Genomic DNA, 26,095 nt, shown 5'->3' with positions numbered 1-26,095 from the left:
GTATCAAAGCATTACGTTGAAGGTTTGTCGTATTGAAATAAAAATTAACGTCTGCCCGCAAATTCCATCGTAAAGTGGTAGTTCTCATCAATGGCCATTGGCTTACGGTCTACTTTACGAAAATCGCGTGCCTCCTCAGTCCATAGAAAAGGGTAAAACGAAAAAACCTGATTACCATTCAGGAATTTAATATCTTCGCTCCACTCTTTCCATTTAAATGTTTCATAAAACTGTCTGATATCCCCTTTTAAAGCCCAAAAGACAAAGTCCGAATAGCCACATTCCAGACTTTCCCATTGCAAGGTATCTTGAGCAAAATAATAAACCTGTCCAATTGCATCTCCCAGAGCGCCAGCATTGATGGCAAAATACCCCCCCAAAACATCGTCAGCAATAAGTAGAAATCCTCCTTTTTCACCTTCTTTGTCAAAGCTCTTACCCTTATTCCACTCCATAATTCCGCGGTTTAATTGCGGCGATCCTGAGCCTAAAATCCGCAACCAGCCACCGTCGATTAGCATACCGCCGGTTTGATGAATAATGGCTCCCATGGGAGATTTTGTCGTAATTTGTGCCCTTAAAAGTTCCTCATCAGCCCGTTTAGGATTTGGAGGAAGCACTTCATATGAATTTGTCGCTTCCTTCAACCAGCCCTCAACTAGCTTCCATCCCGAATTACTTAAATCAATCAGTTCTTTTAGACTTTTCATTTCTTGTGCTTTTGTACGCTAAGATCAATATCCTCCAACCAAACGGGAGGCTTCTTGTCCTTATCAATTTGCCGAAATTACCACAATTCTTTATCGCATCCAAATTACAGCTTGTACAAGAACAGATTGAAAAAAAATATTCATCGAAAACATAAACATTAGGAACCTTGCATCTATTTTAAGTAATTTTAGGTTATGCAACATGAATTAGAAAAACTCAGATACCCTATAGGTCGTTTCGCGATACCCGATGTAATTGACAACCCCCTGTTGAATGACTGGATCAAGACAATTGCAGATTTTCCGGCTCGGTTAAAATCCGAAGTCGGCGACCTTACGGACAGTGCCCTAGAAAAGCGCTACCGTCCCGACGGTTGGACGATACGTCAGGTCGTTCACCATTGTGCCGATAGTCACATGAATAGCTTTGTCCGATTCAAATTGGCCCTAACAGAAGAAGACCCAACCATCAAATTATATGAAGAAAAGCTGTGGGCCGAACTTCCCGACGCCAAAATAATACCTATCGAAAGTTCGGTAAAATTGCTCGAAGGCTTACATGAACGTTGGGTCATACTGTTGAAAAGCCTTTCAGCCGAACAACTCGAAAGGGGTTTTATTCACCCCGTTACCAAAAGACTAATTTCTTTAAAGGTCAATATAGGCCTATATGCATGGCATTGCAACCACCACCTCATGCATATTGTCAATGCCAAAAACCATTAATAGCAATCACATCTATCGCAATGATCATTTCACTACTGGTAAATGGATCATTGCGATAAATTTACGTCACTGCTCTACATTGCTAAAGCGACATCGCCCACAGAAACGCCAGCAATCCCGCAACCAGGAGCCCAATAAGACCCGACAGCAAAAACGACAGCAAATAATACCCTACAGTGCGTGTTTTTTTCTTTACGAGATGAATAATACCCACCGTTAAGGTATACACCCCTCCAAATCCAAAAAATACAATCAGCACCAAGTCGATCAGAATGCCACTAAAATCTATATTTGCTGATGATAACATGATTTACTTTTTCTTTTTAAATAGTTTGCTAAAAAAGGAAGGACTTGCGCCCGAATCTTCAGGCTGGCTATCCCATTGCAATAAATCCGGTTCGATATCCAGTTCATTGCTTTTCGCAAAATCTGACCAATGGACAAATTTTTCCTGATTTCTAAATGTAGGATCATTCTTGTAATAATCCAATAAGCGAGCTGTGGCACTTTCGTAAACGCCATAGTCATTGGCGCGTTCAAAATAGCCTATCGCCTTTTTGCTGTCCTTTTTAAATTTCAGTCCCTGATCATAGAGCAGTCCATAATAAATATTGGAATAGCTGTTTTCTTTATCTCTTTTCAAATAAACCAATAGACGATCGTAATCTTCCAAACTGTAATAGATAGAGGCTATATTGCTATTGTTTTCCACTAGTTTTAATTCAGCTTTCTGATAATAAGTGAGGGCTTTTTCCAGATCTTCTTCCACATAGGTTCCACTTGAATAAAAGTAGCCTAAATTGGATAAAGCATAGCCATTCCCCAATTCAGCTCCTTTCATGTACGCATCAAATGACTTTTTCAGATCTTTTTTATAACCAATACCATATTGAAAAAGGTAACCAATCTCATTCCATGCAGCGGCATAATTTTTTTGGGCCGCTTGTTCATAATATTGAATTCCTTTGTCCAAATCTAAATAAGGATTGTGTTCGCTATCGGTATCCGTATAGATATTCCCCAGTTCATGCATGCTGCTTTCATTACCCTGGTCGGCGGAAAAGGTAAAATAGCGTATCGCCATTTCGACATCGCCTTGCCGGCAGCAGTCCAAGGCCATATGATATAAGGTATAACTATCATAACAGGATTCAAAATTATCGCCCTTCGCAGCCTTCCACCGCTCAAAAAAACGATTAGATACATCAAAATCTTCCCCCGACAATTGATCCAGTTTTTTCAGAAACTGACCGTATTGATCTTCCGGAATTACCTCCACGCCATCATACCCTTTTTTATACAGCAAGTCACCTTGCAGCAACATCAGATCCTGATAATGATCAACACTTGCACAGACATAATCGTAGGCGGAGCTGAGCGACTTCTGCTCTGCGTCATAGTAGTAATACCTTCCCGCATTGTCTTTCAGAATAAAATAATCCATCACACCATAAACAATTTTTGCATAGTGCGTTGAGAGCGGCACCAGCCAGGCCTTTTCAGCAGCCTGATAGATTCCTCTTCCGGCAGCTGTTTCAATGATATAGCAATCCCGGGCGCCATTATCAAAATCGGTCCCACCCTTTAGGGATTGAATGACCATATCTTGCAATACATAGGCCCGAGCTTCCAGATCATACAGATGGATTCTGCCGGAATCAACAAAGGATAACGCAGCTCGGCCATTTCCGGCATTGAGTAAATCAACATCTTTGACCAAGAAAGTTCCCTCGGGAGACAAAACTGATTTTTTCTTTTTGTTAGTCAAATTGACTGCATAAAAATCAAACAGCAGTTCGCTTAATACGCCACCAGCAAAAACGCCCAATAAAATACCTTTGTTTGAATAATAGCGGCGCAGTTTACTTCCGGCAATCTCTTGGTAGATAAATCCTTCGTAATCGATGTCAAACGGTCTATCAGCACCAACAACATTGAAGAGCAGTCCTTGGGCATCAATGATATAATACTGCTGATCTTTCTTCCCCTGATAATAACCGGAAGCAAGATCTTCGAGTTCATCATATTCAAGCGGTATGATTATTTCTCTGTTCTCAACGTTGACCAATCCATATTTTTCGTCTAAGCTCACCTTACCAACGATCGATCCAGCTCCATATTGGACTGGTGCTGCCGATGAATAAATACAAGGAATAGTTTCTTCTCCGCCCCTGTTTAAATAACCGAACAGCTGATTTTTCTGTATGACAGCGATCCCTTCATAATCAAAATCACCAATTTCCTGGTAGCTTGCTTCGACCTTCACCTCTCCTTTTGCATTGCGTATTCCCCAAAGACCCTGATCTTCAAAAAATTGATTATCCAGACTGTCAATCGCATCTCTATTCCACCAGCCCAAGCCGTAGTTGCTCCATTCCAGTTCAAGCATCGCTAAAAAAGAAGTATAACCAGCGGGGGCCAAAATAGATTCGAGTTCAGCTATGGACTGTTTTTCGATTGCTTTTTCATAGGGCAAATTCTTCTCATAGATTTCAAATGCAAAATCTTTTGCCTGTTGACTATGTTTAACATCGCTCATGTTAAATACATCACTTGCATTCAACTGAAAGTAATCGAAGGGTAAACCATTCAAAAAATCGAACAGTTTCCCGATAGCTGCCATGGCCAGCGCATCGGAATTTAACCCGTATTCATGGATGAGCAAATCATAAAAAGTGCGAAGCTTGCGGATTCCCGCTTCCTTTTCTGAAAAGACTAAGGTACCTTTTGCCCTTGGATTAGCGGCAAATAAGGGAAAAAAGAGCGGGGGAATCACATAGTTCCATTCCCCTAAATAATGAGGAAAATAATCTTGATCCTTTTTATCTGTATTGTAAATATATATGCGATGAGCCATTTTCTATGCGATAATAATTCTTTTGCTATTGATCAATTACAACAGCATTTTCCTTAGCAAAATGTGACCAAAACTCGTATTTATCTGCGTTTGCAGCAGCACCGTGCGCAGCATACAGTTGTAGCAAACGACTGACAGCATAGGCATACACGTTTTCTTTATTGGCTTGTTCATAGTAACGGATGGCTTTTGACAAACTTTGTTTAACGCCCAGTCCTTCCTCATACAAAATCCCATAATAGATAGCGGCAAATTGATTTGCCGTATCCCTTTTCAAATAACGCAATAAGTTCGCGTAATCTTGTCTTTGATAATGGATTTCTGCCATTTGCGCATCATTGGCAATACCCGCTTTTTCAGCTTGCTTAAAGTAATCTAAAGCTAAGGCATAGTCCTGTTCTACATAGGCACCTTCGTAATACCAATTCCCTAAGTTGCTCATGGCTTGTGCTTCTCCCAACGCAGCAGCTTGCTGATACCCTTTTAAAGCTTTCGGAATATCGAGTTCAACACCATGCGCTGTCGCATATAAAAATGCCCAATTATTCCATGCTTGCGCATGATTTTGCGCCATTGCCTGTTCATAGAAGAACTTTCCCTTTGCGATATCCATCCCTTCGTAATCTGCATCTGTATATATATTTCCAAGGAAATATTGACAGTCTGCACTACCGCGATCAGCCCCGATCGTGAGTAAACGAATGGCATCGGAGACCTTCCCTTCAGCATCGAGCTTCTTCCCCTTTTCAAGCAGTGTGTCATTATCGAAATACTGTTCATATCCATCACCCTTGTGTTTCGTCCAGGCTTGATAAAACTGCACAAAATAGCTTTGATCGCGCCCCCGTAGCTGATAGCGTTCCGTATATAAATATCCAAATTCCGTTTCTGGAATCTCAACGATATTCCGTTGCATGTCGAGACGAAACAACTTGTCTCCTTTAAAAAGCAACAGGAGTTCACCTGAGATTGCCTCTGGCGCTGGATAATGAAAAGGCGAGCAAATATAATCGTAAAGCTCACTGCAAAAGTTAAGCTTCGTATCGAAATAGTACATTCCCCGCGGGCAGTGTATGCGCATAAAGTCCAAAAAGCAATGTTCGATTTTCTGATGGTCAGTAGCAGGTTCAAGTAACCATTCCCCCCGATGCGCATCATAAATCCCCTGCCCTTGAGAGCAGCTTACAACAAAAATGTCTTTACGGTGCTGTTGTATACTATCTACTCCTACCTTGTCTATCAGACTATCCTTTAGGCGAAATACCCTCTGTTCAAGCGCATAAATCTGCCATCTTTTATTTTTGAGATACGCGATACTTCGGTAGTCATCCAGTACAATAATTCGGTCAATGTCTTCATCCAATACCGTACCATCCGGTTTAATAACAGCAATTTTTGGCTGTAGCTTATTTGGTCTAATCCAAAAATATTGATTGGGTAACGGCTCCAGGCTACCTTCCAGAAAAGTTCCCAAATACTGCCCGTCCATTCGGTAATATCTTCTTTTTATCGTTCCTTTTTGCCGGGTATAAAACAGTTTGTTATAGTCATACACAAACGACTCAGGTGCTGGATCTGGAATAATCAATCGTCCTTCGACCGAAAGGAGCAGGTTGCCATCCCCTTGTCTTGCGTTTAAAAAGCCATAGGCGATCCAGTCGAGTTCATCATAGATTGCCGGTATACTCAGCTGGGTGGTATCAATATCCAGTACCCCACGTTTCCCTGAAACTTCCACTTCCGCGTAATTATTCCCGTTGATATATCGGGCATCAAAAGCCTCTCGATATTGACAAGGTACCAGCTCGGCGCCGCTTACATTAATATAGCCGTATTGACCATTTCTTTCAACGACCGCAAGCCCCTGCTCATTGAATTCGAATATTTCATCATAAACTGCTGGGATCAGGAGATCGCCGTTCGCATTTTTTAACCCATGCTTTCCTCCCTCTTCAAAAACTTCAGCTCCTTTCTCCCGCAAAAGCTCTTCCGCCCAGACTCCCAATCCATAATCAATCCAATCGGTTTGAAGAGCGTCCAAAAAAGAAGCATAGCCAGACTCTTTTATTAGCGGGTCCAGCGGATCTAAGGACTGTTCATCGACAGCTTGCTCATACAATAAGGCCTGAATTTTAATTTCTTCCGCCCAGTCTTTAGCCTGTTGGGTATCTTTCTCCTCATTCATACTAAACACATCACGTCCATCGATCTGAAATGTATCGAAAGGCAGGGCTTCCAAAAATTCAAACATCCTGTTTACAGGCTCAAAATATTTCTTTTTATAATGCAATTGATACCTATCCGCCAACAATGCATAAAAGTAGCGAAGCCTTGCGATCCCATCTTCCTTATCTGCATAAAGCTGGCTACCTTTGGATCGGATATTAGCGGAAAATAAAGGCCGCATGAGAACAGGAATTTCATAATTCCATTCGGCCAGATAAGAAGGATATGTTTGTTTGGTCCTGAGATTTACATTGTAAATATAAATGCGATGTGCCATGCCTTAGTTTTTCTTTTTGTCCGTCTGTCGCTTTGCCCTAATTCATTCAGTAGGATCATGCGAATGTTGTAAAAATACCGTATTTATCATATCTTTTGTTTAGCGGAAAACAGGGATTTTTTTCTCTTCTTATTTTCAACAACTTTGGTTTGGATTTTGTACACAAAAAAGCAATGAATCATTTCAAATACAGTTACTATATCGGCGCATTATTGCTCCTTTCATTGCAAATTGCTTGTCAGGAAAAATCAAAACGAGGCGAAGCACACATCGCTCCGGCAAAAACTACGGAAAGCCTTGTCAAAGATACTGTCCTCAAAGAAAGCCTATTGCCAAACCGTTCCAAACTGGATAGCGTTGACCACGCCAATGCACAAAGTGTACTGGAGTCTGACGAAGTCACCAAAGCTTACGTAAACTTGAGTTCTAAAGACAGTATCATACGCCTGCAATCCAATATCCGTTTAGATCACCGCTTTTTTGGCTATGAGAAAGCAGATACACATTCGACGAAATTACTGTTGTTTTCCATCTTTACAAACGATGTGAAAGACAATCCATTTCAGCTCAAACTGGGTGCCTATTACGATACCTCTGGTTTAGACAATAAAGGCTTAAAATTAAAATATATTGGCACAAGAGGCGATTTTGTAGAAGCCAAATTTATCGATGCGACCGAAATACCGGTGTGCAATATCTATTTTGAAAAAAAATGGATCGAGATCGAATAACGAAGGACATTTCTCAATCTGTATGTTTATGAGCAATAACAGTTATTACTAAAAAAAATCAACGATGAAGTTAACCATAAAGACTATTTTTCTGCCTTGCATAGCATTGTTTTTTAGCTGTCAACAAAAGAATGAGGCGAAAAAATCAGTTACCGCATTCAGCAGCACCACGAGCATAGACTCCATACAGAAACAAAAAGAGATAACATCCCTATCCGATGACGACCTTGCGCTCTTCAAGCAACTCTATCCCATTGCTATTCTTCAGCCGGAAAGCAAAAATAGTTTTAAGAAATATGGCATTGAATTCTCAGGAATCTGCTATGCCTGCGATCTTGCAGAGATTACACTGAGTAAGGATGTCTTTCATTTTGTCAATGTCTGTGATTCTAATGAAATCTATCAGATTAGAGAGTTTACCACCAACAGCAACGATGCAGGCTTAACCATAAAGACCCCGCACAATGAATTTATCTTCAAGCGAGTTGAGAAGGAGCCTATTTTTGAATTAAAAATAAAGGGAGATTCTCTTTTGCTAAAGAATAAACGTATCTCAAAATATTACACACAGAAAGCTTTGATTGATCAGTTCGAAATCCACGATTGTGGTGATTTTCAGGGCTAGCCTTAACGTGACGCGACCTAACAATAACGTGTTGCAATAAATTGTCCCAAATCTTGGCATAAATCTTAAAAGAAACCGACAGAAATCAAAGCAGGCAGTAGCTAATTTCATTACCGCCTGCTCAGGTCGTTAAAACCTATACTTCAAAATAGAAACCTGATTCAGTAAGCGCCTGATATTTTACTTTGTCAAAACTATAGATCTTCGCTGCCCTGGCAGGCCGATCTTTTTGCTTATCGCTGTGATCGATTAATAAACCCATGCTGAGGATTTTTTTTCGAAAGTTTCCCCGGTCAATTGACCGCTGCAAAACGGTCTCATACAAATTGTGCAAATCGGGCAAAGTAAACTGTTCAGGCAAAAGCTCAAAACCGATCGGCTGATAACGTATCTTCCCCTTCAGTCTTTCGATCGCGACGCTCAAGATCTGTTGATGGTCAAAAGCGAGGTCCAGGTTTTCATCAATGCCGAACCACTTTACCGCTTCAATGTCCAACCCTGCTTCCAATACATATGCTTCAGGCTTAACAAGGGCGTAATAAGCTATACTAATTACTCTTCCGCGTGGATCACGTGCTAAGTCTGAAAACGTATAAAGCTGTTCAAGGAAAATATCCTGGAGGCCGGCCTCCTCCTGCAGCTTACGAATCGCGCAGCAATCGGCTGTTTCTTCTTCCTGGATAAAACCGCCAGGAAACGCCCATTTTCCCAAGAAAGGTTCTATTGCCCTTTTGGTCAATAATACCTTGAGCTGGTTTTTATCAAAACCGAAAATCACACAGTCAACTGTAACTGCTGGCCTCGGATACTCGTATGCATATTTTTTCACAGAGACTGTCATGTACTACAAATTTACTTCGGTTGACAATTTGGTCTGTATCCCATATTTTTCTTTTAAAGCGTCAAACTGCTGTAAGGTTTGTTCTTCAAATCCCGCAATAGGCGACATGCAATCTATCAATAAGGTAATACGGGAGGTAATTGACCGATCATGTTCAAAATATTCCAAAATCTGTACTGCCGAAGCCAATACGCAATGGCTTGAAGCCTCGCCCGCGATATAAATAGCATCGTATGTACGTATTGCTTCAAGTACGGCATGGTTTACAAATTTATTATCATCATATTCGGCTTTAATAATACCATACATCTCGGTATTCGGATCCTGTCCCTTATGGACTAAGATCGGTTTTACCTGACGCACAGCACTATGAAAATAGAGCATATTGGTAAATTGACTCTCGAGCTGTGCACCCGAGGTTCCCTCCAGACAATGGTATGGCCAGATGCACAATTGTTTTTTCCCCTCAGATTCCAAATGCTGGAGATAATCCAGCGATAAGGCTGTATTGCCATTGGCAGCACGCCATATACCGTCGCGGACATCCGCATAGCGAATGATGGTAAATGGATCCGGATGATTTCCTTCCGTATCCAGCCACCAGTCGGCATGGAAAACCTGCATCATCGAATGACAATCAAGACTGCACATCACTTGTGTCAAAGATCCCAAATTGCGGTACATCCACTGTGTTAGACGCTGTACGTCAGCTTTGGAACCATTGACCGCAAGGCTCCCAATAGATTCCATAAAATCGTTCTGAACATCTATCGCCAAAAGCAGCGTCCGTTTCACGTCCAAAGCGGCAGGCCGGACCTGCTCCTCTTGTGCCAAGGCCAGCATTGCCGGTATATTATCACTTTTGCCGCTGGCAATATGTTGCACATCGACAATCCGATCAAATGGTGTTTTCATGCTATTCATTTTCTTTAAGTCAGTATTTATTCCGTTAAAATGCTAGTTGTCTTTGCGGTCCGCTCTAAGTGAGCGCGCTTGAACTAGTATTCTTAAGCATTTAAAACTACCCCTTAAAAGTAGGTACCGCAGCAAACTTATGTGCAGATTGTTCCCTACGCTTACGAATAAGTTCGTCTATCGCAAGGTCACCCGATGTACCGCTCAGAATAAAGCCATCGATTTGAGCATAAGTCATCCCCAGTTCATCTTCATCTGTCTGCCCTTCCCAAAGACCTGCAGACGGACTTTTATACTGAATAGATTCGGGTACGCCCAGGTATTTTGCCAATGTATACACTTCCTGTTTCGTGACCATTGCCAGCGGATTCAGATCGTAGGCTCCATCGCCCCATTTCGTAAAATAACCTACAGTAGCTTCAGCCATATTACCTGTGCCGATAACAAATCTGCTTCCCAGCTGCGCAAATTGATACAAATAGGTCATCCGCACACGTGGACGGATATTGGCCAGACTCAAGGCTCTGTTTGCTGCTGTGGCTTCCGTTATAAACTCCTCTCGCTGGATCATCAAGGCATCGACTGCGGGTTGAATATCAAATACATGATAGGGAAAATCAAACTTCTGAATAAGCTCCATCGCATGCTGGTGACTTTTACTATTATTCATATCACTGCCATAGGGCATCATGACCAAGTGCACATCTACTTGTGCAAGCCGGCATAAACAAGCCACAACACTACAGTCGATACCACCGCTCATTCCCAATACAAGTCCTTTGCGGCCGGCCGATTTCACTTGCTGAGCAATCCAGGATGCCATTAATTGTGCATACTGTGCTACGTTTTCATCCTGGATGAAAAACGGTTTGTTTACGCTATTTCCCATATACTCGAATTGTTTCAGTTTTTAATCTATTTCTTAGTTCCTCAAAGCTAGACGTGTGAATAAATTCACCGTTCAAATAACATTCTTTCAGCAAGTTTCTATTTTCCAGTTCAGCTACAGTTTGTGGGTTCAGGTTGTCTATTAAACGAAATTCATCATTTTCGAATACAACAGCCACCATGCCCTTTTGGGACTTCTTGAAGTTTCCGGTATCTGTAGCCGGACGTTTCTGAATTGCTTTAAATTCTCCATTCACAATTTCGGCAGTTCCTTTCAATGCAAAACCAAACGTATCGCGTGTGACATATTGATAGGTATAAGAACCTATTCCCAATATGGTATTGGTGGAAGCAAAGCCTTTATCGAACAGTCCTTGACAGATTTTATCGGCCCTATCCACCGTTATGGAATCTCCATAAACCACGCCAATATGTGGATCCAGCTCCTTAAATCCCTTACTGTTGATCGTGCCGCCAAAAAGTTCAAATAGACCTTCGACGATACCTTTCTGAACAGTACTGCGATCAGATGCCACATCACCGCAGATAATTTTTACCGGATCGCCACTATCGGGTCGGATGACGACCTTACCTTCTCTTGCCATAATAAGATCCTTCAGCTGTGGCAATACATAATCGACCACATGCCAGAGGTCATAGGTATCCGATACAATGGAGATATTTCCACTTGGGTATACCTTGGTGATCAGATGCCGAAATGCTTCCACTTCGTCCTCTCCATAGGAACACATCACGCTGTGCTCCGTAGATGGGGTATACATCATCACATCACTTTTTGCATGATAATAGGATTTCAGATACTCTCTGACAGAAAGCGTAGCCGAGACTCCGAAGCTCAATAGATGTCCCCCAGCTGTACGATAAGCTGTTTCGGGAGAACCCATGCCGCGCATGGAAAAATCTCCGGCTTGTGTGAACACTTTATTAACGTCACCCGTTTTCTCCGCAAAGCCCGTCAATAATCTTTTATACTGATCCGCTATTGTAGCCGCAGTCATCGATGACCAGATATAAGCAGACAGCTGTGTCTCGAGATATCCAGGCAACCAGAAAAAATCTGGATGTGTATTTTCGATCGTAAACATCGGCACACCAACGGGTACCAAACTACCTTCCTGCAACGCATTGACTTTGATCGGAAGATAGCCCAATCGATGCAAGTCGCGGATATGTTTCGACTCGTGAGTCGAGGCAAAATTAGCATTTGTATTTTCAAAAACAGATGCGATCGCTTCCTCATACGCAGCGACAACTTCTTCTTCCGGCTGTGCAAAAAAGTGCACATCAAATGAATTGGTGATTTCGGCCAGCGCCCCCTGCAGTCCAAAGAAAACAACATGACTAATCCCTTCTATACGGGACATCCGTGGTGTCCAAGTCTCATACACCCATTGTGTATGATCCGGATATTGATCCTTATGACACAATTTATAACCATCTGTCCAAAGCATTGGATTTTCGTTCATCGATTTAAACATGGTGCTCATTCGTTAAGTTGATATAATTTATTTTAGGATGGACGGTATCCATCATTGAATTGGTGGTAAAAACACAGGATATCGGTGAATCATCATCCAACAATGCGCCTTTAAAAATGCGAGGTTCACAATGTGTAACCAAAAGATAGATCGCACTGGCGCCCATTTCTTTCAAAATTTTCCCTGCCCAGAGAAAGGTTCCACCTGCAGAACATAGATCATCGACAATAATGCATTTTGCCCCGAGCGGAATATCTCCAGTCTTAAGTTCCATCCCCTCGATTCGGCCTGTTTGCGGGTTCCGCTTCTTCTCAAAAACACAGCTATTTTCATAGCCGCTATTGATATAACGCGCCGCGGCTCCTTTATCCGGAAAAACAATCCGATCTTGATCTGAAAAATCAAGTTTTTCCATTAATTGTGGCAACCAGTCCAATGCCGGATAAACCCCTACACTGTTCGCCAGTAGCTCCAACGTCACATTGGAATGTGGCTCGACAACAGATACCGTATCAAACTGTAAACTATTTATAAAATCAGCCACATACTGTAAGGTAAACAAATCGCCTTCAATTTTACGATCCATACGGCTATAGGGCATATAACGGATCAGTAAGCGGCAAGATTCGGAGAATACTTCGTCCAATCGCTTTTTGACAAAAAGCAAGCGGATTAAATCCCCATCCTCCTGATAGGTAAATTCAATGAGATTGTTCTTTAAGATCAACTGATCAAAATCTTTCACTTTTGTCTCCCCATTTGGAAATTGCTCTGTGACTATCTGATGCTTATTTAATACAATCATAGCTTTAATTTTGCTTTCTACTGTTGAGTACTTTTTACTCAACAAATATGAGAATTAAATTTAAGCCTGCAAAACATATTGAGTACTTTTTACTCATAAACTTCGAAACAATACGGATCATATTGAAAATCAGCTAAATAATTTAACAAAGATCGTATAACTTAACTACTCCGCCAACATTTCAACATATTAGCCATGAATCTGATTTTGTGATTAGCTACTCCGCTCCGGACAACGAAGGAGTACTATTTGGGCCGGTTTGAAACGTATGGATAATCAAGGTAGATATAAACCCGAAACACATGGGTACCAAATATTACCTAAAAACAATTTTTAATCAATATTTAGACAGTAAAAAGTCAATGATTATTCAGTTTACACTGAGCCATCACTGAGCCATCACTGAACAAGCATTGTCAAAAGGCAGAATTTGCCCCCTATCTGATTACCGTTTACTGCTACAGTTTCCCGTTGTTCTTTTGATGGACGACAGAAAGAAAAATCCTGACTGCAGACAGAAAAATGCGCTGGAATTACCTACTTTACACGCTTATAGGAGATACTTCGGTAATAAAAAAACACAGAAAGACAGTTTCAATAAAAATTAGCTGATTATAGGGATGGAAATTTTACGATAAAACATGATCTTTGTCTATACCATAGTCACAAAATTCTTTGTCAGCCCACAAAAATGTGCTGACAAAGAATTTTGAATTACTTAAGCATAAAGCATGGAATTAGCCAATCTTATAAAACAGGATATTGAGTCAATCTTACAAATTGAATCTCAAGACATCAAACAGTTGGTCGAGGACTATCGCGAAGACTTAATGGATGCGGAGACCTTTGACGCCATCGATGCGTACAATATGCTCTATTCGAATATTTATGAAATGTCCGAGGAAGAATACCTCGATGCTTTTCGTACCTTGGGAGAAGCCTATCCAAACTTTGGCAAGGCCGATGAAAATGACTTTCAAAAATCAATTGCTGAACTAGAACGTTTAAAGCATGCCTTCAATGAACTGCAGCTCAATACAACCGAGGGCAAGCATCTTTTAGCACTGCAATTAGCTGTTTTGGAACTGGATATTCAGGTTTACCAAAAGCTCACGCTATCACCAACGACAACCGAGATACAGGCTGAAATCAATTTATTGGAAACAGAATCTTTCGGTATAACCAATCAGATCAATCAGTTTTTAGAACAGTACCACGATTAATTATGCGGACACTTTATCCTATTAATCGCCAATGGCTAAAACCAGGTCTTTGCCTACTTTGTTGGCTATCATTCCTGCCAATGGTGCTTTTTTCTTCCCAAAACAGGATGGTGTTTGATACACAGCAACAGACAGGCAACAGACTGCCCTTCTACATCAACGACCAAGGACTACTTTGTTACAATTTATCGGCCGGGAAGAATCAAATCAACACAATTCAGGTTGATTTAAACGCGGTATTTACAAATTCAACGGTAGAGCATCTCCGATCAAAGCACTATGAGCTATCCGATACGGCAATAACGATCATTAGCTTTGATACTCCTCCCATTTCCGCCAATTATAAGATTACCGACAACAGATTTGTTGTATTTAAATCTTCAAGCTGGCCACCGGCCTTTCAGCCGGTAGTTCGCACGATGGCGATGGATAGCCTAAAGCACATGGAGGCTCTGTTTGACACGAATGATCTCGATGGCCTGCAGCAACTGGAAGTGACCAAGCTCCCTTTTGAAAATATACTTTTATTTTTTAGTCAGCTGCATGGATTTTCCACTGTAGAGGAATTTAGTAACAATGCCATTCATCGGATTTTAGAAAAGGGGCAGTACGCGATTGCCAAACAATTTTACCGCTTATTTCTGACTAGAAATAGACAATTCAATGACTTCGAAGTACTGAAGACCGCGATAGAAAAAAACGACATGGATTTTATCCGTCATGTTTCTTTAAATAGTCTGAACCGGCTGGGTATAGATGAAGTTAAAGCGGATTATAGCTTCACAAAATGCACATTACTTGGAAAAGCCATTCTAATGAAAAACAAAATAGCCATAGATTATCTTTTACAGAAAGGCGCCGCGACGGACAACGTATACCAATATGAATCCGAGGTGCTATCTGCAAGTCAGCTCGCCCAAAGAACCAAGTCTGAGAAAATCATCAAACTATTCCATTAATTAGATAAACTGACCGATGAAAAAAACACTTATTTACGCCATATCCCTTATTAGTTATCTTGTGACCTCAGCAGCACTGACGCTACCAGTCCATGCGCAAAAAAAGCCAATGGTTTCCAAGCAATCGAAAACTCATTCAAAATTACCGCTGTTCAATGATGGGGATATGATCTTTCAGTCTTCTATTTCACCGCAATGCAAGGCGATCCAATTAGCAACGCGTTCTCCGTATTCCCATTGTGGGATTATTTTTTACGAGCGAGGCAAACCTTACGTGCTGGAAGCCGTACAGCCTGTAACTGTAACGAAGCTGGAACATTGGATTGCGCGTGGCGAACAGCAGCATTACGCGGTCAAACGCCTCAAAAATGCAAACCAGGTACTGGCCAGTTCGACATTAGCTAAAATGAAAGCAATCGGTAAAAATTTTATTGGCAAAAATTACGATGCGACATTCGAATGGTCAGACGATAAGATTTATTGCTCCGAATTGATCTGGAAAATATACCAGCGCGGAGCAGGCATTGAAGTTGGGAAACTTGAAAAACTACAGGATTTTGATTTAACCAGTCCTGAAGTGAAAACTAAGCTCAAAGAGCGTTATGGCAATACTGTTCCCCTAAACGAAACCGTCATATCCCCCGCCTCAATCTTTAATAGTCCATTGTTGATTACGGTGGCGAGTAATTATTAAGCAGACTTTCTCCTTTATTTTTGAAACCGCCGCCTCTATTTTTGAAGCAGAACTGCCTTGCCACCGTTTAATTTACTTTCTTCGGCGGCGTCAATAAATGCGCATATTGCCAAGGTTTCCTTTTCGTCCACCGGACTTACGCCCGTTTCGAAAAATGGAAGGATTTTATCCAGCAACGGGCCGTAGCCCATAAACTGTCCCAGGTGCACAATCCGATCCTTTAAAAATACGGTCCCGCCAAAATCATCCTTTCCCTCACGTATCCCCCGCAGCGAAGCAATCCTTCCGTCTCCCCACTCACCGACATAAAGCGATGTACGCTGTTCCTGAATAGTCCGTACAGCATGACAGTCAGGCCCCATCAAAGCAAATAACATTTCCACCCCATGGATGCCATACCAGTACAGATCTTTATGGGAAGGTTCGGTTACCGCAGGACAATAAACATCAGCTCCAACGATATTCGCTCGATCCAGTTCCTGAAGTCCAGTAATATAACGTAATGAGCTTGAGGAAAAAACAGGACAAGCGTACTTTTTTGCTGCTTCAAAAATTTTCAGAGCGTCCGAATAAGAATTGGCAACAGGTTTGTCGATAAATAAAGGCTTTTTAGCTTTGATCACTTCAAGCGCCTGCTGCAAATGAAGATTTCCATCATTTGTTTCCAAAAACACATAGTCTACTTTTTTCAATAGATCGGCAATGCTCGATACGATAGAAACACCAAACTGCTTCACCTCCTGCGTAATTTTCGGAATACGCTCGATACTTAAAGGGATTGTTTTGCTTCCATAGGGATAAGCCGCAACAACCCTGAATTTTCCATAGGGATGATTGCTGGCAGCCGTATTAATCGCTCTTGTAAAAGCAACGGCGTGTGTAATATCCAGTCCGATGATTCCTATTTTTTTTACGTTCTCTTGTCTCGAGAACACCTTGTTATTCGCATTAACGGCATAGGATAGTCCAAATGCAAAAAAGGACATCAGGAATTTTTTTCTATTCATCGGATTCATTCAAAAGAGAAATAGCTGCATTGACCAAAACAGCTATGGATGTTTCGAAAGCCTTTTCATCTAAATTGAATTGTGGGTTGTGGAGTCCATATTGGGTTGAAGAATCCTCATTATTTGTTCCGATCAACATAAACAGCGAAGGGTAACGATAAGAATAATAGGCAAAATCTTCGGCTGCCATCCAGATCTCCAGTTCCTGCGGCACATCACTCCCCATCGTCTCCGCAATAATTGTATTGACTTTTTGTGTTAATGCAGGATCATTATAAAGTGCAGGGTAACCGTGCCGTACTTCAATTTCTACCTTTGCACCTAGCGATACAGGAAGTGTACTTGCTATTTCCGCAACCGTTTCCAGCGCCTCCTTGCGCCACGCTTCATCCATTGTACGGAATGTTCCGGCTAATCTTACTTCCTCGGGAATAACATTGGCCGCCCCATCCCCAATAAAACGTCCAAATGTCAATACAGAAGGGACATCGGGATTGGCTTTTCGGCTGACAACCTGCTGCAATGTAGTCAGCAGCTGCGCCGCTATCATAATTGGATCAATAGCGCGATGAGGTTCTGCAGCGTGTCCACCCCGGCCTTTGATTGTAAAATAAAACTCATCACTTGACGCCATAAAACGCCCTGCACGTAAGCCTACTTTTCCGACAGCGACACGCGGACTAACATGTAAACCCAACACAGCTTTAATCGTACCGCCAAAAGACTCGAGAATGCCCGACTCCAAAATCTGGATCGCACCCCCCGGTATTTTTTCTTCCGCAGGCTGAAACAACAACACAATTTTACCGGAAAACTCCTTTTTATAATCCTTTAAGATGGATGCCGCACCCAGCAGATTAGCCGTATGAAAATCATGGCCACAGGCGTGCATGACACCCTTATTTTCGGACTTATAACTGACCGTATTTTGTTCATCTATTGGTAAAGCATCTATATCAGCCCGTAAGACCACAATATCATCACTAAGAGATTTTTCTCCGGTCAATACAGCAACGACGCCTGTACCCGCCACCAGCTCAAAGGGTATATCCAACGCCGCTAGTTGCTGCTGAATATAGGCACTCGTCTCAAACTCCTGAAAAGATAATTCGGGATTCCGATGGATGTTACGGCGTATTTCAACAACTCCTGGAAAAATATGTTCAATTTTTTCGTGCAATTCGTTCAGCATGTGTTCCTTCATTTGATGCGTTTAAAAAATAAATCCTGCAACAAGTTAAGCTAAAAATAACGTACATAAAAGTACAGCACCAACACGGTTATAATTAACCACCATAAGGTAGGGTTTCGAAACCCGCGATAAGCGGCTTTATCTTGATCCGGCACCTGAAAAGAATCGCTTGTGAGTACCAGGTTTTTCAACCGTACTTCTGCAACCGCCGGTGTCAATAAACTGACCACCACACAAGCAATCATACAGGTCCAGAATACAATACCGGTCCTATTAAAAAACGGCATTTCCGGCAATGCATATTCCAAAAGCAATGAAAGCGGAATTGTCAGTAAACCTGCGGTCAAAGCCCCCTGTGAGGTCGTTCTTTTCCAGAAAACGCCCATTAGAAACATCGTTGCGATGCCCGGTGTAAAAAGACCATAGAGGTTCATGAGGTAAAGAAAAACAGGTTTATCCGAATAACTGATCAGCACAACCGCGCTCATGATTCCAAGGATAATAATGGCCACTCCCGACCGCTTACCAAAGCGAACCGCTTCGTGGTCACTGGCATTTTTATTAATATACTGGCTATAGATATCAACCGTCAGAATCGTTGTACAGGAATTGATCGCCCCTGAAATATGGGACATGATGGCCGAGATCAATCCCGCCATCACCAATCCAACCAGACCTTTAGGCAATAGGGTCTCCACCAGTGTTGCAAACAGTAGATCAGGCTGATCGAGATGTGGCAGAAATTTGGGCGCAACCAATGCTGGAATAGTAATAATCAAAGGAACCAAAAATTTAAGATAGTCACCAAAGATAACTCCCATACGCCCATGCCATTCATTTTTTGCCGCCAATACGCGTTGTACAATAAACTGGTTCGTAGCACAATAAAACACGCTGATACACAACAATCCGCCTAAATACATGGTCCAAGGAAAATCAGGATCAGATGCGGGATAAAACATTTTCCAATCCTTGGAGGATTCTACCACAGACTGAAAACCTCCTGCTGCATCAATGGTTGCAAAAGTTAAAACGATGCCTCCTAGCACCAAAATGACAAGCTGTACCATCTCTGTCCATATCACCGCTTTTAGTCCACCTAATACGGTATATAAACCGGTCAAAATTGCCATTCCAAAAATACTGTATAAAATAGGAATACCGAACAAAGCATGCAGCGACAGGCCTCCCAGATAAAGAACGGCCCCAATTTCTACGAATACATAAGTAAACAGGATCAAGATAGCATAAAGCACACGGGTTGCATTCCCGTATCTTTTTTCGAGGTATTCAGGAATTGTATAGAAACCATTGCGAATGTAAAAAGGCAGAAAAATCCATAGCAATGCATTAAAACCGATTAAAATTGCCCCCCATTCCAAAGTTATGGCGACAAAACCGCGGCTATAGGCAGCCCCCATAGCACCGACGAGATGATGGCTGCTGATATTTGCGGCGATGATACTTCCTCCGATCATCCACCAAGGCAACTTATCACCTGCTAAAAAATAATCACGCTTCGAGCTGGCGTTTTTTCTCGATGCGTACAGCCCCAATACAACTATACCAATAATATATACGGCAAAAATAATGACATCAATCCAATCGAGTTTCATCGGTTAATAATGTTTGAATTCCTAATTTCGTTTGTTCAATAAGTATTTCAAGGCTTCCGCTGGCATAAGGACTTTGCCAAACCGCATAAATATTCTGATCGTAGAGCTCCTTTGGTGCGAGATAACCAACATATCCATTTGCGATGTTGATAAAAACGATTGTATAATCCGGAAATTCAGCTCTTACCTCCGTTTGGTAACAGGAATAGGCTTCATTGGCCTGTGCCACCAAAACCGCATCCCCCATTTTCCATATCCACACCGGAATAATTGCTTCCTGCTGGTCACCGATAGATTTACAGGTATTATATTTTCGCCATAGACGGTCTTTCATCACACGGTCCGTACAGTTTTCATACTCCTCTAAAATTGCTTCCGGACGAGGCAACTTTTTGTAAGGCACGCTAACTGATAATATATTTTGTTTAAAATCGGCCGAAGCAATCTGTTCCTGAAATCCCCAGCAGGCCAGTGGCGCCCCAGAAATCAACGGCTCTTTAAAAACCCAATTTTTGTTACCGTGCACTTCTTGGGCCAAAGTAGCGAGAACAGCATAGCCCAGCTGCCGTCCATTGGCTTCTACAAGTGCCGGATCCTTTACATATTGTCTGCGCGGAGCCAGATCACCCGAGGCCCCCTGTAAAAAAAGGCAAGGAACTGCCAGCACACGCTCCACCGTATTTCGCATTTCCCCGACGAAATCCGGAGAAATCAAGTCATTCTCATGGGCAAAGCTCGTCGGGTGACAGGCATAATTACAGATGACTGCCTTTAAGCTTTCAGTTTTATCATATAAGCGTCCAACCAACAAGGTTGTATCTGCTTCTTTTAATGGGTTATAACCAATTAGATATTGCGAGTCCACTTCCAGATCGCGATTACTGGCCAAATCACATACACCATAACTCCAGGTTAGACTTCCGTTAAACAGCCCACTTTGTGCCATTTCAACACAAGATATCGCCTGTTGTTTGAGGAATTCAAGATAGGGCGAAATCAGTTCACCTCCAGGCTGCCCTACATCTGCCGAACAGATACTCGGCCCGGCGTGCGTATGTGACAGTGCAAAAATAAGCTGGGATTCTTCCAGGTCAAAATGACTGAGCAGCGCTAAGCGCAAGTTCTGTTCATCAGCTGCATTTTTCCACCAGCCTAAGTCGGCTGTTAATAGGATCGCAGGCAAGCCATCGTCCGGTTGCATGTATAAACAATGCATGAGCAAAGGCTGGTGAATAGCGGTTGCCTGATCAAAAGCAGCCGCGCCCCAATTACGTGAATAAATGCCGATAGGAGGCGTAATATCACATTGACTAAGCCCGAACTGTGCAAGCAGACTACCTGTTGTTTCTTTTAAGAGCTCCTTCTGTTTCATGCTTAAGGTCTTATCAAGGACAGGCCGCCATCCATTACGACAGCCGTGCCAGTCATATGTTTACAGTTGTCCGAACAGATCCAAAGGACCTGCTTGGCAATTTCTTCGGCTTCGATAATCTGTCCAAGCGGCACCACAGCCTTTGCCTGCTCCTGAAGTTCAGCATTCGATGACCAGACCACTTTGCTTAACCCCGCATTGACATAGCCCGGCGCAATCTCATTGACACGAATTCCATATGCTGCATATTCAAGAGCCATGGCCTGGCAAAGCATACGCAGGCCAGCCTTAGAGACACTATAGGCCGGTAAATTTTGATGTACGGCATGTGCGGCCCAGCTACCCATAAAAACGATCGAACCTGCAAGCTCAGTCTCCACAAATGACTTCGCACAGGCATTCGCCAAGAAGAATGAACCGTCGAGATTAACGGCCATTTCATTCTTCCATTCCTCATTGCTTAACGAGCTGAAATTTTTAATCGTGACACATGCGGCATTCGCGATACAGATGGAAATTGCCCCCAGCTCCTGCCTTATCCGTGTCACCCAAGCATCCACCTGTCTACCATCCGCCACATCGACCTGATCATAAAATAGGCTCGCTCCAGCGTCATCCAACAAGGGCCACCGCGCTCTAGCCACATGAGGTTCAAACCGATCCGAGATACATACAATGGCCTGCTGGGTCAAAAATGCTTCAGCCATGGCCCTTCCGATATCACCAAGCCCCCCACTGATCAATACGACTTTATTCTTATATTCCTCCATTATCGCTATTTTTAGACTACCAATCCCCTACACTACCGTCTTTATAGAAGGTTCGCTGTAATATTTCCTGTTGAAAAGGGTGCTTCTTTACCTCTGCTTCATTGATTTCAATGCCCAAACCAGCGCGCGTATTCGGACGAACAATCCGCCCTTTCTCTTGCACCGTAAATCCTTCGGTAACCACATCCTGGCGCCATTCGACGTCCTTATGCACACTTTCACAAATAATATAGGATGGTGTTGCAAACCCCAGTTCAATGGAAGCTGCCGTACTCACGGGTCCCTGTGGATTATGTGGTGCCATAGATACCCGATACGCATCGGCCAAGGCTCCAATTTTACGCGCTTCAGTCAGACCGCCACAATGGGTAATATCTGGCTGTATAACACTTACAGCACGCTTTTCGAGCATATCCCGGAATGCATGTACACCAATCAAACGCTCTCCAGAAGCAATTGGTGTTGAGACAGCACGTTGGATCAAGGCAATATCTTCCATGGTCTCTGGCCAGCATGGCTCTTCAAAGAAATACAGACCATACGGCTCCAATGCTTTCGCAAATTGCATCCCCATTCGTGGGCTTGGCCGCGCATGGCAATCCACCATAATATCAATATCATCGCCAACAGCGTCACGCATCGCCTTCACGCAAGCTTCAGCATATTTAATTGGGCGTAGACCTTCTAAGGACATTGTCTCTGGAACAGCCATCGATTTAAAAGCGGTAAAACCCTCATCAACAGCTTTTAGTGCAAGATCACCAAATCGTTTGGCATCATCCGGAGCAGTCTCATAAAAATCCTCCATTCGACCTCCCCCTAAATGACAATACAAACGGATATAATCACGTACACGACCTCCCCACAACTCGTGACAAGGAACATTGTGAATTTTTCCTAAGATATCCCATAAAGCGATGTCGATACCACTGATGGCCGTACCGCGAACGATCCCGTTTCCATGCCAGAAGTGCTGTCTATACATCATCTGCCACAGGTATTCAATACGACGCGGATCTTCACCGATCAACAATTGAGAAATATCTTTGATTGCTCCGACCACACTTTGCGTATGCCATTCCAAGGTGGCTTCGCCCCAGCCCCAAAGTCCGGGCTGATCGGTCATAATTTTGACAAAAATCCAATTTCGCATGCGCGCATGGCATACAAAGGTTTCAATAGCGGTTATTTTCATAGTTAGGGTTTACAAACTTTTTATTACGCGTTCAGTTGCCTCCAACGTTCTGTCTATATCATCCTCCGTATGCGCAAAGGAGATACTTCCTTGTTTAATTGGTGCCGGGAAATTGAAAATCCCTTCTTTAATAAGCTTTTTACGATATTGGGTATCCAGTTCAAAGTTGTGGTTATCCAAAATATCATGAAAATTGACTGGCGCATGGTCCATAAAATATGTACAGAAGGCAGATCCTTGACGTGCAACATAAAATGGTACGCCTAATTTAGGAAATATTTCGTTATATCCCTGCTCCAAACGCGCACCAAGTGCATCTACGTGCTCATAAACCCGATGCTCGGCGCTTCCTAATTTTTTCAATGTTGCAATCGCCGCCGCAGTCGTTAAAGGAAAAGCATTAAAAGTACCGGCAATCATAACGCGCTTCGACTTATCAGGATCGACAAAGTAATCCATATATTTTTTCTTTCCTGCAATAACACCCAATGGGTAGCCGTTTGCAACCGCCTTTCCGAAGGTTGAAAGATCCGGCTGAATACCACAGATCGACTGATAGCCTCCCAGCGCATGTCTAAATCCAGTTTTCACTTCATCAAAGATCAACAGAAATCCATGCTCGTCCGCCATCTTGCGTAAGCCTTCCAAGTAACCTTCCTTCGGCTTTACAATACCGATATTCTGCAGAATAGGCTCCAACAAAATACAGGCAACATCATATTTTTGAACCACATACAGCACACTTTCCAAATCGTTGTAGTTGACAATGTGTACTAAATCGCTGTGATTTTTGGGAACGCCAGCACTTAATGAATCGAATGGATATTCCCCCGGACTTTGATATGAACCCACATCTGCACGTTGACTGATCACATTGCAGGCAACATCGTTATGCCAACCATTGTAGCCCCCCTGCATAACAATCACATGATCACGCCCTGTTACCGCACGGGCAATACGGATCGCATGGTAAGTCGCTTCCGATCCTGTCGTTGTAATCTGAACACTCTCCACCGAAGGAACAGACTGACAAAAAAGCTCCGCAAACTCACCTTCCAGTAAAGTTGGCCCAGCCCCCATCAATACCTGCTGTTCCTGCAATGTCTGTAACACGGCGGCATTGACATCCGGGTCATTATGTCCCAAAAAGGATGCGGCAAATCCAGCTTGATAATCTATGTAGCTATTCCCGTCAATATCTTCGACCAAACTACCATTTCCTTTGACGAAGCAGATATTCGGATCTGACTTTCGATTTAACGATACCACTCCACCAGGTATCCATCTTGCATTCTCCCGCAGTATTGCGGCTGATTTTTCATTTTCTTGCATGCCTATTAAAAGTTTTGCTATTTGTTATTGTTATAATTGGACGATGACTGCTAAACATGCTGCAGTCATCAGTAATATGTATTTCAATACCTATTACTTTATGTATACCAAATTACAATATTTTTGTATACATTTAAAATAAATTTTAAAATTTTTAAAAATGAACATTCTCATTGAAGGACTTCTTTTCCCAGAAGGCCCCGCTTTCGACCGAGCGGGTAGCATATGGCTTGTGGAGAAAGAAGCAGGAAACTTAGTTTATTACAAAGACAATCAGCACAGCAGGATAACTGTGGGCGGACATCCCAACGGCATTGCAATCGATAAGAAAGGAGTGATTTGGTTTTGCGACTCACAACAAAACAGCATCCGTCGCTATGATCCCTTCGACAAAACCACAACGACAATAGTTACAGAAATCGCAGGAAAGCCATTAAAAATGCCCAACGACTTATGTTTTGACACCGACGGAAACCTACTATTCACCTGTCCTGGAAATGACCTGGAAGATGGCACAGGCTACCTATGCTGTCTAAATAAACAGGATGAGCTTACGAAAATCCACACAGGCCTTTTTTACCCAAACGGATTGGCCTTTGCGGCAGACAAGCGCACGCTTTTTGTCGCTGAAACAGGCACAAAATGGATCTGGAAAATGCACTGGAACAGCTTGACACAACAGGTGGAAAACATCGAAAAATTCATAGAAACAGGAGGTCTTATTGGCCCAGATGGAATCGCTTTCGATCAGGACAACCAGCTTTATGCCGCTATCTATGGATCACAACACATCCTATCCATTAATACCAAAAACAAGACGACCGAGAAAATACCTACACCGGGGAAGAATCCAACAAATTGTGCTTTAGACCCAAAAGGCATTCAGGGACTTATGATTACAGAAGCTGAAAAAGGACAATTATTACAGTGGAACAGCACAAAAAAGGGTCTATTGTAAACAATAGACCCCCTATAAAAACCAAAAAAATTATTAAACCAGCTCCAGCGCTTCCTGTTCTCCGCGATCCAAATGATGTACCAGGGTTGTATAGGCTTTATTCCAATCATCCGCTTTCAGTGCATCCACAATCGCCCGATGCTCTTTCTCTGTATCCAGATAATCTTCCATCTGCCCCATAATAGCCCCGAGTTTCATATGAAATAAGGGGATGTTACTATTCTTGTAAATAGAAATTAATCTTGAATTGCAGGTCCCCTCAATAATCCGCTCATGAAAACGTACATCAGCCTCACACGCTCCACCATAATACCCCTTGCTGACCATGTCAGAAAAGTCATTACAGATCAATTCCAGATCCTGTATAAGCTCTTTGCTTTTCTTTGAAAAAAGAATTTTCAGTGCCCCTATCTCCAGCAGCTCACGCAACTCACGAATATCCTTCACATCTTCGACAGTCATTTTTTTCACAAAGCAGCCGCCTTTTTCGCCAAATTCAACTAGACTCTCACCTGCTAACCGCATAAAAGCCTCACGAACAGCCACTCGACTCACCGTCATCTTATCCGCCCAAGCACTCTCTACCAATCTTGCCCCTCCAGCTAGCTGACTGGACAAAATTTTCTTACGTACTTCTAAATAAACTTTATAGGCAAGCGAATCCTCTTTCATATTGT

Annotated in this window: 24 protein-coding genes; 7 read left to right on the top strand and 17 right to left on the bottom strand. The window is 42.5% G+C overall.

Annotation, left to right across the window (positions count from 1 at the left end):
• Nucleotides 1–44: 44 nt before the first annotated feature.
• On the bottom strand, nt 45–710 hold the full coding sequence (locus B3C94_RS01405; protein ID WP_293897826.1) for a DUF2625 domain-containing protein: 666 nt from the start codon (nt 708–710) through the stop codon (nt 45–47).
• 195 nt (nt 711–905) lie between these two features.
• Here B3C94_RS01405 and B3C94_RS01400 point away from each other — a divergent pair, with 195 nt between their 5' ends.
• Nucleotides 906–1,436 carry a YfiT family bacillithiol transferase gene (locus B3C94_RS01400; RefSeq protein WP_293897823.1) on the top strand — a complete coding sequence of 177 codons (531 nt, stop codon included), beginning with the start codon at nt 906–908 and terminating at the stop codon, nt 1,434–1,436.
• A gap of 82 nt (nt 1,437–1,518) precedes the next feature.
• Here B3C94_RS01400 and B3C94_RS01395 read toward each other — a convergent pair whose 3' ends face one another.
• From B3C94_RS01395 to B3C94_RS01385, 3 genes are read right to left on the bottom strand one after another with little or no spacing between them, the layout of a single operon-like run.
• Nucleotides 1,519–1,743: a hypothetical protein gene (locus B3C94_RS01395; protein ID WP_293897820.1), complete on the bottom strand. Its 225-nt coding sequence runs from the start codon at nt 1,741–1,743 to the stop codon at nt 1,519–1,521.
• A 3-nt stretch (nt 1,744–1,746) separates the two neighbouring features.
• Nucleotides 1,747–4,293, bottom strand: coding sequence for a tetratricopeptide repeat protein (locus tag B3C94_RS01390; RefSeq protein WP_293897817.1), 2,547 nt, complete (start codon nt 4,291–4,293; stop codon nt 1,747–1,749).
• Between the two features lie 25 nt (nt 4,294–4,318).
• Nucleotides 4,319–6,796: an SEL1-like repeat protein gene (locus B3C94_RS01385; protein ID WP_293897814.1), complete on the bottom strand. Its 2,478-nt coding sequence runs from the start codon at nt 6,794–6,796 to the stop codon at nt 4,319–4,321.
• 173 nt (nt 6,797–6,969) lie between these two features.
• On the opposite strand from B3C94_RS01385, the gene B3C94_RS01380 reads away from it, so the two are divergent.
• A complete protein-coding gene (locus tag B3C94_RS01380; RefSeq protein ID WP_293897811.1) occupies nt 6,970–7,527 on the top strand; it encodes a hypothetical protein in 558 nt (185 codons plus the stop codon).
• 64 nt (nt 7,528–7,591) lie between these two features.
• Nucleotides 7,592–8,152, top strand: a complete 561-nt coding sequence (locus B3C94_RS01375; protein WP_293897808.1) for a hypothetical protein — start codon at nt 7,592–7,594, stop codon at nt 8,150–8,152.
• Between the two features lie 136 nt (nt 8,153–8,288).
• On the opposite strand, the gene B3C94_RS01370 is transcribed toward B3C94_RS01375, so the two are convergent.
• From B3C94_RS01370 to B3C94_RS01350, 5 genes are all read right to left on the bottom strand, one after another.
• Nucleotides 8,289–8,993, bottom strand: a complete 705-nt coding sequence (locus tag B3C94_RS01370; RefSeq protein ID WP_293897805.1) for an NUDIX hydrolase — start codon at nt 8,991–8,993, stop codon at nt 8,289–8,291.
• Between the two features lie 3 nt (nt 8,994–8,996).
• Nucleotides 8,997–9,908, bottom strand: coding sequence for a hypothetical protein (locus tag B3C94_RS01365; protein ID WP_293897802.1), 912 nt, complete (start codon nt 9,906–9,908; stop codon nt 8,997–8,999).
• A gap of 106 nt (nt 9,909–10,014) precedes the next feature.
• Nucleotides 10,015–10,797: an NAD(+) synthase gene (nadE, locus tag B3C94_RS01360; protein WP_293897799.1), complete on the bottom strand. Its 783-nt coding sequence runs from the start codon at nt 10,795–10,797 to the stop codon at nt 10,015–10,017.
• Nucleotides 10,787–12,283, bottom strand: coding sequence for a nicotinate phosphoribosyltransferase (locus B3C94_RS01355; protein WP_293897796.1), 1,497 nt, complete (start codon nt 12,281–12,283; stop codon nt 10,787–10,789). The genes nadE and B3C94_RS01355 overlap by 11 nt, the downstream gene beginning before the upstream one ends.
• Before the next feature lie 4 nt (nt 12,284–12,287).
• Nucleotides 12,288–13,100 carry a hypothetical protein gene (locus B3C94_RS01350; protein ID WP_293897793.1) on the bottom strand — a complete coding sequence of 271 codons (813 nt, stop codon included), beginning with the start codon at nt 13,098–13,100 and terminating at the stop codon, nt 12,288–12,290.
• A 731-nt stretch (nt 13,101–13,831) separates the two neighbouring features.
• On the opposite strand from B3C94_RS01350, the gene B3C94_RS01345 reads away from it, so the two are divergent.
• From B3C94_RS01345 to B3C94_RS01335, 3 genes are all read left to right on the top strand, one after another.
• On the top strand, nt 13,832–14,323 hold the full coding sequence (locus tag B3C94_RS01345) for a hypothetical protein (RefSeq protein WP_293897790.1): 492 nt from the start codon (nt 13,832–13,834) through the stop codon (nt 14,321–14,323).
• Between the two features lie 107 nt (nt 14,324–14,430).
• Nucleotides 14,431–15,282: a hypothetical protein gene (locus tag B3C94_RS01340; RefSeq protein ID WP_293897787.1), complete on the top strand. Its 852-nt coding sequence runs from the start codon at nt 14,431–14,433 to the stop codon at nt 15,280–15,282.
• Between the two features lie 16 nt (nt 15,283–15,298).
• Nucleotides 15,299–15,976, top strand: a complete 678-nt coding sequence (locus B3C94_RS01335) for a YiiX family permuted papain-like enzyme (protein WP_293897784.1) — start codon at nt 15,299–15,301, stop codon at nt 15,974–15,976.
• A gap of 35 nt (nt 15,977–16,011) precedes the next feature.
• Here B3C94_RS01335 and B3C94_RS01330 read toward each other — a convergent pair whose 3' ends face one another.
• The 7 genes from B3C94_RS01330 to B3C94_RS01300 are packed head-to-tail and all read right to left on the bottom strand — an operon-like array spanning nt 16,012 to nt 24,460.
• Nucleotides 16,012–16,983, bottom strand: coding sequence for a Gfo/Idh/MocA family oxidoreductase (locus B3C94_RS01330; protein WP_293897781.1), 972 nt, complete (start codon nt 16,981–16,983; stop codon nt 16,012–16,014).
• A complete protein-coding gene (locus B3C94_RS01325; protein WP_293897778.1) occupies nt 16,976–18,187 on the bottom strand; it encodes a M20 metallopeptidase family protein in 1,212 nt (403 codons plus the stop codon). Before B3C94_RS01325 ends, B3C94_RS01330 begins: the two co-directional genes overlap by 8 nt.
• A gap of 38 nt (nt 18,188–18,225) precedes the next feature.
• On the bottom strand, nt 18,226–19,791 hold the full coding sequence (locus B3C94_RS01320) for an SLC5 family protein (protein WP_293897775.1): 1,566 nt from the start codon (nt 19,789–19,791) through the stop codon (nt 18,226–18,228).
• A complete protein-coding gene (locus B3C94_RS01315) occupies nt 19,772–21,163 on the bottom strand; it encodes a hypothetical protein (protein ID WP_293897772.1) in 1,392 nt (463 codons plus the stop codon). Before B3C94_RS01315 ends, B3C94_RS01320 begins: the two co-directional genes overlap by 20 nt.
• Before the next feature lie 2 nt (nt 21,164–21,165).
• Nucleotides 21,166–21,933 carry an SDR family NAD(P)-dependent oxidoreductase gene (locus B3C94_RS01310; protein WP_293897769.1) on the bottom strand — a complete coding sequence of 256 codons (768 nt, stop codon included), beginning with the start codon at nt 21,931–21,933 and terminating at the stop codon, nt 21,166–21,168.
• A 16-nt stretch (nt 21,934–21,949) separates the two neighbouring features.
• Nucleotides 21,950–23,128, bottom strand: a complete 1,179-nt coding sequence (gene dgoD / locus B3C94_RS01305; protein WP_293897766.1) for a galactonate dehydratase — start codon at nt 23,126–23,128, stop codon at nt 21,950–21,952.
• A gap of 9 nt (nt 23,129–23,137) precedes the next feature.
• On the bottom strand, nt 23,138–24,460 hold the full coding sequence (locus B3C94_RS01300) for an aspartate aminotransferase family protein (RefSeq protein ID WP_293897763.1): 1,323 nt from the start codon (nt 24,458–24,460) through the stop codon (nt 23,138–23,140).
• A gap of 160 nt (nt 24,461–24,620) precedes the next feature.
• Between B3C94_RS01300 and B3C94_RS01295 the strand changes: the two genes are divergently transcribed.
• Entirely contained in the window at nt 24,621–25,418 is a 798-nt protein-coding gene (locus tag B3C94_RS01295; RefSeq protein WP_293897760.1) for an SMP-30/gluconolactonase/LRE family protein, read from the top strand.
• 33 nt (nt 25,419–25,451) lie between these two features.
• On the opposite strand, the gene B3C94_RS01290 is transcribed toward B3C94_RS01295, so the two are convergent.
• The gene (locus B3C94_RS01290; RefSeq protein WP_293897757.1) at nt 25,452–26,090 is read right to left on the bottom strand and encodes a GntR family transcriptional regulator; all 639 of its coding nucleotides are present in this window, start codon (nt 26,088–26,090) and stop codon (nt 25,452–25,454) included.
• Nucleotides 26,091–26,095: the final 5 nt, after the last annotated feature.

It is taken from the genome of Sphingobacterium sp. UBA5670, from assembly GCF_002420705.1.
Taxonomy (GTDB): Bacteria; Bacteroidota; Bacteroidia; order Sphingobacteriales; family Sphingobacteriaceae; genus Sphingobacterium.
This window is presented reverse-complemented; position numbering and strand designations above follow the sequence as displayed.